Source organism: Phenylobacterium sp. GW823-FHT02A09, from assembly GCF_058797775.1.
The window spans coordinates 99119-111595 of the sequence record NZ_JBXAJZ010000003.1 but is presented as its reverse complement, the minus strand read 5'-3'; the positions used below and the strand labels follow the sequence as shown (position 1 = coordinate 111595).

At 70.0% G+C, this 12477-nt stretch carries 16 protein-coding genes; 7 read left to right on the top strand and 9 right to left on the bottom strand.

The genetic code is table 11. From position 1 onward, the window contains the following. Nucleotide 1 precedes the first annotated feature (1 nt). Nucleotides 2-346: a P-II family nitrogen regulator gene (locus tag AC1Q87_RS13220; protein ID WP_183772580.1), complete on the bottom strand. Its 345-nt coding sequence runs from the start codon at nt 344-346 to the stop codon at nt 2-4. A gap of 67 nt (nt 347-413) precedes the next feature. Next, complete coding sequence (locus AC1Q87_RS13215; RefSeq protein WP_492609391.1) at nt 414-1169, bottom strand: class I SAM-dependent methyltransferase; 756 nt, start codon at nt 1167-1169, stop codon at nt 414-416. An 81-nt stretch (nt 1170-1250) separates the two neighbouring features. Here AC1Q87_RS13215 and gloB point away from each other — a divergent pair, with 81 nt between their 5' ends. Both gloB and AC1Q87_RS13205 read left to right on the top strand, forming a co-directional pair. Then, complete coding sequence (gene gloB / locus AC1Q87_RS13210) at nt 1251-2015, top strand: hydroxyacylglutathione hydrolase (protein WP_492609390.1); 765 nt, start codon at nt 1251-1253, stop codon at nt 2013-2015. Nucleotides 2016-2023: 8 nt separating this feature from the next. Further along, the gene (locus AC1Q87_RS13205) at nt 2024-3652 is read left to right on the top strand and encodes a Na+/H+ antiporter (protein ID WP_492609389.1); all 1629 of its coding nucleotides are present in this window, start codon (nt 2024-2026) and stop codon (nt 3650-3652) included. Here AC1Q87_RS13205 and AC1Q87_RS13200 read toward each other — a convergent pair. From AC1Q87_RS13200 to AC1Q87_RS13190, 3 genes are read right to left on the bottom strand one after another with little or no spacing between them, the layout of a single operon-like run. Continuing rightward, entirely contained in the window at nt 3649-4341 is a 693-nt protein-coding gene (locus AC1Q87_RS13200; protein ID WP_492609388.1) for a TPM domain-containing protein, read from the bottom strand. The two genes, AC1Q87_RS13205 and AC1Q87_RS13200, sit on opposite strands and share 4 nt — an antisense overlap. A 2-nt stretch (nt 4342-4343) precedes the next feature. Next, nucleotides 4344-5132: a TPM domain-containing protein gene (locus AC1Q87_RS13195; RefSeq protein ID WP_492609387.1), complete on the bottom strand. Its 789-nt coding sequence runs from the start codon at nt 5130-5132 to the stop codon at nt 4344-4346. Next, a complete protein-coding gene (locus tag AC1Q87_RS13190) occupies nt 5129-5758 on the bottom strand; it encodes a LemA family protein (RefSeq protein ID WP_492610016.1) in 630 nt (209 codons plus the stop codon). The genes AC1Q87_RS13195 and AC1Q87_RS13190 overlap by 4 nt, the downstream gene beginning before the upstream one ends. Before the next feature lie 249 nt (nt 5759-6007). Here AC1Q87_RS13190 and AC1Q87_RS13185 point away from each other — a divergent pair, with 249 nt between their 5' ends. Next, nucleotides 6008-6823, top strand: a complete 816-nt coding sequence (locus tag AC1Q87_RS13185; protein WP_492609386.1) for a LytTR family DNA-binding domain-containing protein — start codon at nt 6008-6010, stop codon at nt 6821-6823. Here the strand turns inward: AC1Q87_RS13185 and AC1Q87_RS13180 are convergent. Together AC1Q87_RS13180 and AC1Q87_RS13175 are read right to left on the bottom strand one after the other, a co-directional pair. Then, nucleotides 6820-7632: a Rossmann-fold NAD(P)-binding domain-containing protein gene (locus AC1Q87_RS13180; RefSeq protein WP_492609385.1), complete on the bottom strand. Its 813-nt coding sequence runs from the start codon at nt 7630-7632 to the stop codon at nt 6820-6822. The genes AC1Q87_RS13185 and AC1Q87_RS13180 overlap by 4 nt on opposite strands. Beyond that, the gene (locus tag AC1Q87_RS13175; RefSeq protein WP_492609384.1) at nt 7629-8078 is read right to left on the bottom strand and encodes a nuclear transport factor 2 family protein; all 450 of its coding nucleotides are present in this window, start codon (nt 8076-8078) and stop codon (nt 7629-7631) included. Before AC1Q87_RS13175 ends, AC1Q87_RS13180 begins: the two co-directional genes overlap by 4 nt. A 17-nt stretch (nt 8079-8095) precedes the next feature. Between AC1Q87_RS13175 and AC1Q87_RS13170 the strand changes: the two genes are divergently transcribed. Beyond that, nucleotides 8096-8752, top strand: coding sequence for a TetR/AcrR family transcriptional regulator (locus AC1Q87_RS13170; RefSeq protein WP_492609383.1), 657 nt, complete (start codon nt 8096-8098; stop codon nt 8750-8752). Nucleotides 8753-8755: 3 nt separating this feature from the next. On the opposite strand, the gene AC1Q87_RS13165 is transcribed toward AC1Q87_RS13170, so the two are convergent. Next, on the bottom strand, nt 8756-9118 hold the full coding sequence (locus tag AC1Q87_RS13165; protein ID WP_267231179.1) for a SpoIIAA family protein: 363 nt from the start codon (nt 9116-9118) through the stop codon (nt 8756-8758). Between the two features lie 113 nt (nt 9119-9231). Between AC1Q87_RS13165 and AC1Q87_RS13160 the strand changes: the two genes are divergently transcribed. After that, on the top strand, nt 9232-9897 hold the full coding sequence (locus AC1Q87_RS13160; protein ID WP_492609382.1) for a hypothetical protein: 666 nt from the start codon (nt 9232-9234) through the stop codon (nt 9895-9897). 5 nt (nt 9898-9902) lie between these two features. On the opposite strand, the gene AC1Q87_RS13155 is transcribed toward AC1Q87_RS13160, so the two are convergent. Beyond that, entirely contained in the window at nt 9903-10484 is a 582-nt protein-coding gene (locus AC1Q87_RS13155; RefSeq protein ID WP_492609381.1) for a histidine phosphatase family protein, read from the bottom strand. Between the two features lie 115 nt (nt 10485-10599). Here AC1Q87_RS13155 and AC1Q87_RS13150 point away from each other — a divergent pair, with 115 nt between their 5' ends. Together AC1Q87_RS13150 and fabF are read left to right on the top strand one after the other, a co-directional pair. Next, the gene (locus AC1Q87_RS13150) at nt 10600-11049 is read left to right on the top strand and encodes a MarR family winged helix-turn-helix transcriptional regulator (protein ID WP_492609380.1); all 450 of its coding nucleotides are present in this window, start codon (nt 10600-10602) and stop codon (nt 11047-11049) included. Between the two features lie 5 nt (nt 11050-11054). Next, nucleotides 11055-12323 carry a beta-ketoacyl-ACP synthase II gene (fabF, locus tag AC1Q87_RS13145; protein ID WP_492609379.1) on the top strand — a complete coding sequence of 423 codons (1269 nt, stop codon included), beginning with the start codon at nt 11055-11057 and terminating at the stop codon, nt 12321-12323. Nucleotides 12324-12477: the final 154 nt, after the last annotated feature.

The window sequence follows — 12477 nt, the reverse complement described above, 5'->3', positions numbered from 1 at the left end:
CTCAGCCGGCGATGGCGGACGCGTCGCGGTCGCCGGTGCGGATGCGCAAAGCCTGTTCCAGATCCAGCACGAACACCTTGCCGTCGCCGATCTTGCCGGTGTTGGCGGTGCGCGCCACCGCCTCGATCACCGCCTCGGCGATGTCGGACGGGACCGCGATCTCCAGCTTCACCTTGGGCAGCAGCTTCACCTCGTATTCCGCCCCGCGATAGACCTCGGTCTTGCCGCGCTGGCGGCCATAGCCGCGGACCTCGGTGACCGTCAGGCCCGACGCCCCGGCCTCGGTGACGGCCTCCAGCACCGCGTCCAGGCGGCTCGGCTTGATGACCGCGACGATCATTTTCATGGTGCTACTCCAAGACTCCGCAGACGCCCCAAGCTAGGGCCAAGCGAGACTGCGTCCAAGCGCTTGTCTACTTCGGCGGTTCCTGCGCCCGCGAAACAGGCGCCCGATTGGCCGGAACCGGCGAAAGGCCCGGTCGAACGGCAGGCACACGCACCCGCGCGGTCCGCGCCTTGACCGCGAAGGTCTCCTTGACCGCCTCGGTCAGCACCAGCCCGGCGAACCCCGGCCACAGCCGCGAGCCCGCCTGTTCGAAGCCCTCGGCCCAACCAGCCATCCAGGTCACCGGCGGCACGTAGAGCGCGCGCGTCCAGCCGGTCGGCTCCAACTCGGCCTCACGCAGCAGGTCGGCGAGCTGGCTGCGGGTGTAGGGCCGGCCGTGGCCGAACGGGGTCCGTTCGGCGTTGGCCCACAGACCGTTGCGGGCGGCGGTGACCACCACCACCCGGCCGGTGGGCGAGAGAACGCGCCAGACCTCGCGCAGCAGCGCGATCGGGTCCGGGCTCTCCTCCAGCGCGTGGACCGCCAGGATGCGGTCGAAGAAGGCGTTCTGGAACGGCAGGGCGTCCTCGGCCGACAGGCAGGCGAGGTTCGCGCCTTCCGCCGGCCAAAGCTCCACCCCCTGCTGGGCCGGCATCGCCGCCACCACCCGCCGCGCCGCCGGCCGGATGGAGCCGAGGAACGGGGTGGCGTAGCCCAGGCCGAGCACGTCGAGGTCGCGGGCGTCGTCCCAGGTCTCCAGCACCTTGCGCGACACCATCTCGCGCGCGGCGCGACCGAGCCGAGTGGCGTAAAACTGGCGGAGTTCGAGGACGTCGCGACGCATGCTCTGCAAGACTTAGGCTCGACTTGGCCGGCTGCCGACCCTAAATCGCAAGAACCCCGACAAGAAGGCCAGGAGAGACACGTGTCGATCACCGTCCATCAGTTTCCCTGCCTCTCGGACAACTACGGCTTCCTGGTGCGCGACGACGCCACCGGGCTGGCGACCTGCATCGACACGCCCGAGGCCTCGGTCATCCTGCGCGAGCTGAAGACCCTCGGCTGGACGCTCGACCTGATCCTCAACACCCACTGGCACCCCGACCACGCCGGTGGCAACGCCGAGATCAAGGCCGCCACCGGCGCCAAAGTGGTCGGCCCGGCCGAGGTCGAGCGCATCGGCCAGGCTCCCGATCGCATCGTCGCCGGAGGCGATCATGTCATGCTCGGTCAGACCCGCCTCGAGGTGATCGAGAGCGGCGGTCACACCCTGGGCCACGTCGCCTATTTCGACGCCGCCAACCACGTCGCCTTCGTCGGCGACACTCTGTTCGCGCTGGGCTGCGGGCGTCTGTTCGAAGGCACGCCGCAGCAGATGTGGGACAGCCTGCAGCGGCTGGCGGAACTGCCCGACGACACCAAGGTCTACTGCGCCCACGAGTACACCGCCTCCAACGCCCGCTTCGCCCTCTCGGTCGACGACGATGCGGCGCTGAAGGCCCGCACCGGGGACATCTTCGCCGCCCGTGAGCGCGGCGAGTGGACGGTGCCGACCACGATCGGTCTGGAAAAGGCCACCAACCCGTTCCTGCGCGCGCCGCAGCTCGCCGGCCGCCTGGGCTTGTCGGGCGCCGCCGACCACGAGGCGTTCGCCGCCGTGCGGGCGGCCAAGGACAGCTTCAAGGGCTAGGGCGGCCGTTGTCTTCGATCTCGACCGTCCTGGTCCTGCTGCTGGCCGTCGTGGTCAGCGCGCCGCTGGGGCGCCTCGTGCGGTTGCCCCTGCCCCTCGTCCAGATCGGGCTCGGCGCGATCATCGCCCTGTCGTTCATCCCGACGGTCGACCTGAAGCCGTCGATCTTCTTCCTCCTGTTCTTGCCGCCGCTGCTGTTTCTCGACGGCTGGCGCATCCCCAAAGACGACCTGTTCCGCGACGGGGCGGTGATCCTGGAGCTGGCGCTGGGCCTGGTGGTGTTCACCGTCGTCGGGGTGGGCTTCCTGATCCACTGGCTGATCCCGGCCATGCCGCTGGCCGTGGCCTTCGCCCTGGCCGCCGTCCTGTCGCCGACCGATCCGATCGCGGTCTCGGCCATCGCCTCGCGCGCGCCGATCCCCAAGCGGCTGATGCACATCCTCGAGGGCGAGTCACTGCTCAACGACGCCTCGGGCCTGGTCTGCATGCGCTTCGCCGTCGCCGCGGCGGTGACCGGCGCCTTCTCGCTGCAGGAGGCGGTCGGCTCGTTCCTGTGGGTGGCGCTCGGGGGCCTGGCCATCGGGATCGGCGTCACCTGGAGCGTCACCAAGCTCAAGAACTGGATCATCGCCAAGCTCGGCGAGGACACCAGCGTCCAGATCCTGGTCAGCCTGCTGATCCCGTTCGGGGCCTACCTGCTGGCCGAGCACTTCCATTGCTCGGGGATCCTGGCGGCCGTCGCCGCCGGGGTGACGATGAGCTTCGCCGAACAAAGCGGCCAGGCGCTGGCGGTCACTCGCGTGCGCCGCGCCGCGGTCTGGGACACGATCCAGTTCGCGCTCAACGGCGTGATCTTCGTCCTGCTCGGCGAGCAGATGCCCTCGATCATGGCCCGCGCCGCCGAGACGGTCCGCGTCACCGGCCACCACGAGCCCTGGTGGCTGATCGTCTATGTGCTGGCGATCACCGCCGCCCTGGCCGCCCTGCGGTTCGTCTGGGCGTGGTTTTCGCTGAAATGGAACATCGCCCGCGCTATGCGGCGCGGCCAGCCGCCCCCGCCGGTCAGCTGGCGGCTGATCGCGGCCACCTCGGTCGCCGGCGTGCGCGGCGCCATCACCCTGGCCGGCGTGCTGACTCTGCCCTTCGTCCTGGCCGACGGCACGCCCTTCCCGGCCCGCAACCTCGCCATCTTCCTGGCCGCCGGGGTGATCATCGTCTCGCTGGTGCTGGCCAGCATCGTCCTGCCGCCGCTGCTCAAGAACCTGGAGCTGCCGCCCGAGCCCTCGCACCAGAACGAGATCGACAACGCCCGCGTCGAGGCCGCCCAGGCCGCGATCACCGCCATCGAGCAGGCCCAGCACGACATGGCCGAGGGCCGCGCCGACGCCGACCTCTACATCGATGCTTCCGGGCGCATCATGGAGCTCTACCGCCAGCGGATCGACAGCCGCCGGCAGGAGCCTGAGGTGCTGGAACACAATCGTCGCCTGGACCTGATCGAGCGCCAGCTGCGCCTGGCCGGCCTGCGGGCCGAACGCGACGCGATCTTCAAGCTGGCCCGGGCCCGTCGGCTCGACGACGAGAGCGCCCGCAAGCTGGTGCGCGAGATCGACCTGCTGGAAGCCCGCTACGGCTAGCCGAGCACGACGACCGAGTCGGACAGCTCGTTGGGATTGTCGCCCTGGCGCGGCGGGAAGTGCTCGGCCAGGATCGCGCCGCAGAGGCCGATCGCCTCCTCGAATCCGTCCGCCGGGCGCCCGGCCTTGAGCCCTTGCATCAACCGCTGCATGGCCCCGTCCCAAGCGGCGTTCGACACCTTGGCGGCGATGCCCTCGTCGGCGATCAGCTCGGCCATGTGCTCGCGGGCGGAGACATAGATCAGCACACCGGTCCGCTCGCGCGTGGCCTGCAGGTTCTTGGCCAGGAACTGCTCGTGGGCGCGCCGCCGCACCCGCTGGCGCTTCAGGCCGCGCGGGGTCATGAACTGGCGCACCGCCGGGATCGCCACCAGGATCGCCACCGCCACGAACAGCGCGCATTGCAGCAGGATCGCCCCGCTCAGCGCGGTGCGCGCCGCAGCCTCGGCGGCCGAACTCATCTGCGCCGCCGACCAGCCGCCGCCGATGTCGTCGGGCGCCGTGACGTGGACCCCCGCCGCCAGCAGCACCGCAGGCGCGGCCAGGGCGGCGATCGCGCCCCAGGCGATCGGCACCTCCAGGTACTCCGAGGACTCCGGCGCCACCACGCAGTAGATCTCGCCCGTGGTGCCGGTCTCGGCCGTCTTCACGGCCGCCTCGATCCGGACGCGGTCGGTTTCGCTCAACATGCCTACCAACTCCCCGAGGCGCCGCCGCCGCCGCCTGAACCGCCGCCGCCGCTGAAGCCGCCGCCTCCGAAGCCGCCGCCTCCCCCGCCCCAACCGCCGCCGCCGCGACCGCCGCCGCCCCCGCTGCCGAGGATCAGGGGCAGCCACCACAGGCTTCCGCCTCGGCGACCGCCGAACACGCCGCGAAGCAGCCAGAATATGATGAGGATGACGATGATGGTCCCGAAGCTGATCCCGCCCTCGCCCTGCGGGCTCTCCTGGGCCTTGGCGACCGCCGCCTTCGCCTCTCCATCGGGCAGCGACAGCTGCTGGACGATGGCCTGGGTTCCGTCGACCACGCCTTCCTCGAGCCGGCCCTCCTTGAAGGCCGGGATGATCCGCTGATTGATGATCAGGCTGGAGAGCGCGTCGGTCAGCACCGGCTCCAGGCCGTAGCCGACCTCGATGCGCACCTTCCTGTCGCTCGGCGCGACGATCAGGATCGCCCCGTCGTTGCGCTCCTTGCTGCCGATGCCCCAGGTGCGCAGCAGCTGGTAGCCGTAGTCCTCGATCTCGTAGCCCTGCAGGTCGGGCAGGGTCGCGACCACCAGCTGGCGGCCGGTCTGGGTCTCCAGATTGGCGAGCTCGGTGGTCAGTTGCGCCTCGGTCTCCGGCGACAGGATATTGGCGTCGTCGACCACCCGCCCGGTCAGGGGCGGGAAGGTCGGTGCCGCCGCGGCCGCGCCGACCCAGACGAACAGGACCAGGACCGCGAGGCGCAGCGCGCCCCACGGCCCTGTGCGCATCGTCATTGGGCCGGAGCCGGAGCCGGGGCCGCGGGGGCCGGGGTCGCCGGCGCCATGTTGACCGGCGGCGCCGCCGGGGCGGAACCGCCGAAGTTCACGTTCGGCGCGGTCTGCGCCGCGGCGCTGGCGGCGAAGGTCTGCATCGGCTTGGCCCAGCGGTGCACGGTCCCGGCCCACAGGGCGCCCGGGAAGGTGCGGATCTCGGTGTTGTAGTCCTGTACCGCGGCGTTGTAGTCGCGCCGCGCGATGGCGATGCGGTTCTCGGTGCCTTCCAGCTGGCTCTGCAGCGCCAGGAAGTTCTGGTTCGACTTCAGGTCCGGATAGCGCTCCTGGATCATCATCAGCCGGCCGAGCACGCCCGACAGCTGGTCCTGGGCCTGGGCGAACTTCTGGAACTGCACGGGATCGGTGATCGTCGAGGCGTCGACCTTGACCTGGGTGGCCGAGGCGCGGGCCTCGGTGACCTGGGTCAGCACTTCGCGCTCCTGGGTCGCATAGCCCTTCACGGTCTCGACCAGATTGGGGATCAGGTCGGCGCGGCGCTGGTACTGGTTCTGCACCTCGGCCCAGGCCGCCTTGGCCTTCTCGTCCTTGGTGGGAATGGTGTTGATGCCGCAGCCGGCGATCAGCATGGGCGCCAGCACGATCAGGGCTGCGCGCACGAAGCGTTGGCGAATATTGGTCACGTGTGAGTGCTCCCAAAGCCGCCAAGTCCGAGCTTGGCTCGCGTATCATTGTCCCGCGGCGCGCGACTTCGCAATCTCCGCGCGATTACGGAGACGCGCTCTCGCCTCTGCCGCCTCGGCGGGACTTGGCCTGGCGCGCCGAAGCAGTGAAAGTCCGCGCGGGCGCCCTGCCGGGCACAGACGGAAATCCTACGCGTGGCGAGCCGCCAGAGATCGGAGCTGAACGGCGTCTTCCGGCGCTCGGTCCCGCTGTTTGCGCTCACCATCGTGGCGCTGAACACGGTCAACATGCTGACTGCGTTCCAGGACCGCCCGCAGACGCCGTGGATCTTCCCGGCGGTCGAGCAGTACACCAGCGCGCTCTGCGCGATCGCCTTCATGTGGATCGGCTGGCTCGCCTTCCGCATCGCGCCGCCCGACAGCCGACCGCTCTGGCGGATGCTAGCGGTGCAGGCGCTGGGCCTGCTGGCTTTCGCCACTGCCCACATCGTCGGCTTTTATCTGCTGCGCGCGCTGGTCTTCGGCTGGCTCGGCCTGCCCTTCGACTTCGATCTGGCCCAGCGCTTCGTCTACGAGCTGCGCAAGGACGCCATCGGCTACTTCATCGGCGTGGGCGCCTTCTGGGGCCTGGCCCGGCTCTACGGCGCGCAGCCGGCGGCGCGCACGCAGCAAACCCCGCCGCCGCCCGCCACCTTCGACATTCGCGACGGGGCGCGCGTGCTGCGCACGCCGCTCGCCGAGATCCTCGCCGCCACCTCGGCCGGCAACTATGTCGAGTTCGTGCTGGCCGACGGGCGCAAGCCGCTGATGCGCGCCTCGCTCACCGCGCTCGAGGCCGAACTGACGCCGCTCGGCTTCGTACGCACCCACCGATCCTGGCTGGTCAACGCCGCCCGCGTCACCGAACTGCGGCCGGAGAAGTCGGGCGACTACGCCGTGCGGCTGGGAGATCTGGAAGCGCCGCTCTCGCGCCGCTTCCCCGACGCCCTGGCCCGCCTGCGCGGCGGCTAGCGCCAGATCTCCGCGTTGGCCTGGGCGAACGCCTCGAACGTGATCGGCGCGGCGCCGGTCAAGGCGCTGTAGACGTCCGACGTCTGGGCATGGGCCCCGGCCGCGATGGTTTCGTACCCGGCCGCCAGGAATCGGGCGGTCAGCTCGGGCAGGCCGCGATGGATGAAGCGCGCGGCCAGTTCGTCGGTCGAGATCCGGACATGAGCGACCGGACGGCCGCGGGCCTGACCGATCTGCTCGGCGACATCGTCGTAGGAGAGCGCTTCGCCGCCGGTCACGAGGAATTCGCGGTTCTGCCCGGACGGCCCCGTCAGCAACGCGAACGCCGCCCGTGCGATGTCGTCGGAGCTGATGAACGGCACGCGCCCGTCGCCGGTGTTCGAGTAGATCGCGTCTTCGCCTCGGATGGTCGCCAGGTGCGAGCCCTCGGCGAAGTTCTGCATGAAGGCGCTGGGCGCCACGACCGCCCAATCGTCGCTGCTGTCCTGCAGCCATTGATGGACCTGCCCGTGGGCGGGACCGCCGGCCGGCAGCGACGCCATGCCCAGGAACACCAGGCGTCGGCGCCCCGCGACCTTCAGGAACTCGATCATCTTCGAATAGGGGTCGTCCACGGTCGGCGGCGCCACCAGATAGATCGCGCCGACGCCCTCCAGCGCCGCGTCCCAGGTCGCTGGCGCCGTCCAGTCGAACGGCGGCTGCCCCCCGCGCGTGGCGGCGCGATAGGCCACGCCCTGCGCCTGCAACTGCGCGACCAGGCTCCTGCCCGTCTTGCCGCTCGCGCCGGTCACCAGAACCAGGCGGCTCACGCGGCGTTTCCCAGCACGAAGGCCTCGACCGCCGCCGCGCCCACCTGCGCCTTCAGGCCCTGCAGCGGATCCCAGTAGTCCTTGTAGTGGATCATCCGCCCGCCGCGCGCGCGGATCACCGAGATGTAGCGCTGGCGATACGGCTCATCGACCTTCAGCGCGCGGCCGTGGGCCTCGAACTCGACGATCACCACCTCAGGATCGCCGGTCTGGTGGACGACGACGTTCTCGACGGTGTCGACGCTGACCGATCCGGCGACGGTCATCAGGTAGGCGACCACCGCCGATCGCCCCTCGATCCTCGGCTGCATGCCGGGCCGGGCGTACGGAAACTCCATCACGAAGTCCTCGGACATCATCTCGATGAAGTTGGCCGCCGACGGGTCGATGCGCTCGCCCAGCGCGTCTTTCAGGACGCTGACGAAGGTTGGCTTGATCTCGCTCACGCGCTAGGTCTCCATCGATGGAACAGGATCGTCTCGACGAGATAGACTCCGAACCGATGGAACGCAACCGTTCCGTCGCGACGGATGTTCGCCTGAGCGGCGCCGCCGTGAAGCGGCCGCAGATCACCGACGCCCTGGCGCGGGTGTTCTTCGAGGAGTGGGCGCGGGTCGGCTATAGCGCGCTGAGCCTCGACGCCGTCGCCAAGAAGGCCGGGGTCGGCAAGGCCGCGCTCTATCGCCGTTGGCGTTCCAAGGCCGACATGGCCCAGGACCTGGTCTCGCAGCTGACCGCGACCGTGCCCGCCCGGATCGAATCCGGCGACCGCGGCTCGCTCGAGGCCGATCTCTACGCCATGGGCCTGGCCGGGCGGCGGCTGATGCGCCATCCGATGGTCCGCCGGATCATGGCCGACCTCTATGCCAGCATGGAGCGCGAGCCGGCCCTCGCCGCGGCGCTGCGCCCAAGCGAGACGGCCAGCCAGAAGAAGATCACGACGCTGGTGGAGCGGGCCGTGGCCCGCGGCGAACTGTCGGCCGAGATCGACCGCGCGCTCGCGACCGACATGCTCATCGGGCCGCTCTACTGGCGGCTTGTCGTGCTTGGCGAGCGCTGCACCCGCCAGCAGCTCAAGACGCTGGCGAAGATGTCGGCGGCCGCCTTCCGCGCCGCCTGACCGCTAGACGCCGTCCTTCGCCCAGGCCCTCGCCGCCTCGAGATCCTTGAGGTCGAAGGTCCGCACCTGCACCGACAGGAAGGCCGCGAAGAACCGCGCCATCGGGCCCATCCAGCCGTTGTCGGTCACCACCGCGCAGCGGCCGAACGAGTCGAGCCGCGAGAAGCTGTAGTTGAGGTCGCGCCACCAGAGGCTGGGCTCCATCCCCGCGAAACTGCGCACCACCTCAACCGCGTTGATCTTGTCGTGGGTCTTCAGCAGCGCCTCGATGGCGGCGACGGCGGCCTCGTAGCCGGCGCTGTCGATGGCCCCGTCGACGGTCAGTTCGATGTAGCCGGCGGTCTCGTCGATCTTGATGTCCAGCATGCGCAGCTCCTTTGTGGCGAGACTTCGCTCCCAGCCAAGCAACGCATTGAGGGCTATCAAGGCTGCCGATAACCTCTCGCTGGCGCGAGCGCCGCGCCCAGCCGGAGCCGTTCATGGACTTCATGAAAATCCTGCGGAGTTTCGAGGACTTCCTCTTCGAGGCGACCTCCTGGCTGGCCTTCTATCCGCTGACTCTTTGCCGGGTGGTCACCCGGCCGCTCACGTGGATGGCCTATTCGGACGCTGAACAATCGGATGAGGGCGAAGGGCGCTACGACAGGGCGCTGTCCCCGCCGTTGCTGCTGCTCATCACCGTCGTCCTGTTGAACGCGATCGGGACAGCCACCCATTCGGCGCCGGAGTCCACGTCAGAGGTGGTGAAGGCCATGAACAGTACGCCCGAGAACCAGGCGCTCACGCGCGCCCTGGTCTTCAGCCTGCTGCCCCTGGTCGCCGCGATCGTCATGCTCAAGGCGCGTCGCCAGTCGCTGTCGCGCGAGGCCCTGCGTGCGCCATTCTACGCCCAGTGCTATCTGGCCGCCCCGTGCGCAGTGATCCTGAACGCCGGGATATTCATCTTCGCGCACGACGAACTGTCGAACGCCCTGGGTATCGCGGTGACGGCCGTAGGCGCGGCCTGGTTCCTCGCGGCCCAGACCCGCTGGTTTTCGGCGAAGCTGACGGTGGGCGTCGCGAAAGGCGCGGGGTTCGCCGTCGGCTCAACCGTCGCGGCGGTGATTTGCCTGCTGGCGATACTGATCCCGATCGCCTTGCTCTGAGCGCCTCAGGCCCCCGCCATCTCCCGCAGGTGCGCGCGCTCGTTCAGGGCCACGACGTTCCGCTGGCCGGCGCGGGCGCACATGTAGCGGTGGACGCTGGTGTAGCCCGGCTCGAAGAACAGCCGCGGGGCCATGCCCAGAACGTGCGCGGTCCAGACGTTGATCACCCCGCCGTGGCAGAACACCGCCACCCGCTGTCCGGGATGGGCGGCGATCATCTCCTCCAGGCCGCCGACGACCGCGGCGCTGAACGCCTCGATGTCCATGGCGTGCTCGCCGGTGGCCATGGCCAGCCAGGCCTCGTAGTTCTCGCGCTTCAACACCTCCATCGGGATGTAGGCGCCGGAGTCGCGGTCGAACTCGGCGACGCCTTCGTGAATGTTGATGGCGTGGCCGAAACGGTCGGCGAACGGTTGGGCGGTTTGCACGGCGCGTCGCATCGGGCTCGACCACACCGCGTCGGCGCCCTCGTGCGCCAGCCAGTCGGCGACCTTGCGCGACTGGTCGTGGCCTTCCGCCGACAGGTCGGGATCGGCGCTGTCGTCGCGGCGCACCGGCAGTCCGTGGCGGATGAGGATCAGTTCCATGTGTTTCCCCTTGCCGGTTTCCCCCGGCCTTGAAACCGTTATCCCCGACGCGCGCGCGACGCGCCAGACCGCGACCTGCTTTTGTCGCGGCGATTAATCCTGTATATGCCGGATAATGCAGCCGGCCGACGACATGCTCTGGTTCTGCTTCGGTCACCGCAGCCGCAAGGCCGCGCGCGCCGTGACCCGGGCCTTCAACCAGCGCCTCAAGCCGTTCGGCCTGAACATCAGCCAGTACGTGCTGCTGGGCGTCATCGCCCGCGGCGAGCACGGCTCGGTCGCCGCGATGGCCGAGGAGGTCGGGGTCGAACCCTCGGCCCTGCTGCGGAACCTCAAGCTGCTGGAGGCCCGCGGCCTCGTCGCCGGCGAAGGCGGCCGCGGACGCGGCGGCCGTCGCCTTGCGGTCACCTCTGCGGGCGCCGACCTGATCAGAACCACCATCCCCAGTTGGCGCCAGGCGCAGGCCGATCTGGCCGCCCTGCTGGAGGGCCAGGCTGACGAAACCCGTCAGGCCCTGGTGCGCTTGGAACATGCGGCCTTGGCCCTCGAGAAAGCCGAAAGGTGAGTGAGATGCGTAGAATCGTCGTGACCGGACAGGGCGTGGTTTCGCCGCTGGGGACCGGAACCGAGAACGCCTGGGCGCGGCTGGTCGCCGGACAATCGGGCCTGCGTCGGCTACCCGCCGAACTCGCCCCCGACGTCCCGGCCCAGGTGGCCGGGAACGTCCAGTCCATCGCCGAGGATCCGGAGGCCGGCTTCGACCTCGACGCCGCGGTCTCGGGCAAGGACCAGAAGAAGATGGATCGCTTCATCCAGTTCGCCATCGCCGCGGCGGACGAGGCGATCGGCCAGGCCGGCTGGGCCCCGCAGAGCGAGGCCGAGAAGCATCGCACCGCGACGATCATCGGCACCGGCATCGGCGGTTTCCCGGCCATCGCCGAGGCCGTGCGGATCACCGACGATCGCGGGGTGCGGCGGCTGTCGCCGTTCACCGTGCCCTCGTTCCTGGCCAATCTGGCGGCCGGCTGGGTGTCGATCCGCCACGGCTACAAGGGGCCGCTCGGCGCGCCGGTGACCGCCTGCGCCGCCGGGGTCCAGGCGATCGGCGACGCCGCCCGGATGATCCGCGCCGGCGAGGCCGACATCGCGATCTGCGGCGGGGCCGAGGCGACCATCGACCGCGTCAGCCTAGGCGGCTTCGCCGCCGCCCGCGCGCTCGGCTCGGCGTTCAACGACGAACCGACCAGGGCCTCGCGCCCGTTCGACGCCGCCCGCGACGGCTTCATCATGGGCGAAGGCGCCGGGATCATCGTCATCGAAGCCCTCGATCACGCCCTGGCCCGCGGCGCCAAGCCGATCGCCGAGCTGGTCGGCTACGGCACCAGCGCTGACGCCTATCACCTGACCGCCGGCCCCGAGGACGGCGACGGCGCGGCCCGCGCCATGCGCGCGGCTCTGGCCCAGGCGGGGCTGGAGCCCTCGGCCATCGGCCACCTCAACGCCCACGCCACCTCGACCCCGGTCGGCGACAAGGGCGAGCTGGCGGCGATCAAGTCGGTGTTCGGAACCGGCCACGGCCCGGCGATCGCGTCCACCAAGTCGGCGACCGGCCATCTGCTCGGCGCGGCCGGCGGGCTGGAGGCGATCTTCACGGTGCTGGCCCTGCGGGATCAGACGATCCCGCCGACCCTCAACCTCGAAAACCCCGACGAGGACGCCGCGGGGCTGGACCTCGTGGCGCTCAAGTCGCGCCAGCAGAGCTTCGACTATGCCCTGTCGAACGGCTTCGGATTCGGCGGCGTGAACGCCAGCGTGGTCTTCAAGCGCTGGGACGGCTGACCCGCCTCACGCGCCCAGAAGATGTATCCGCACGGCCGGCCGCACCCCAGGGTGCGGCCGGTGTCGTTTTAGGCCCCTCGCCTCCCCAATATGGGGAACTTCGCGCTCGACCTTCAGAACTTGTTAGCTATCGCAGCGCGGCTATCGATCATAG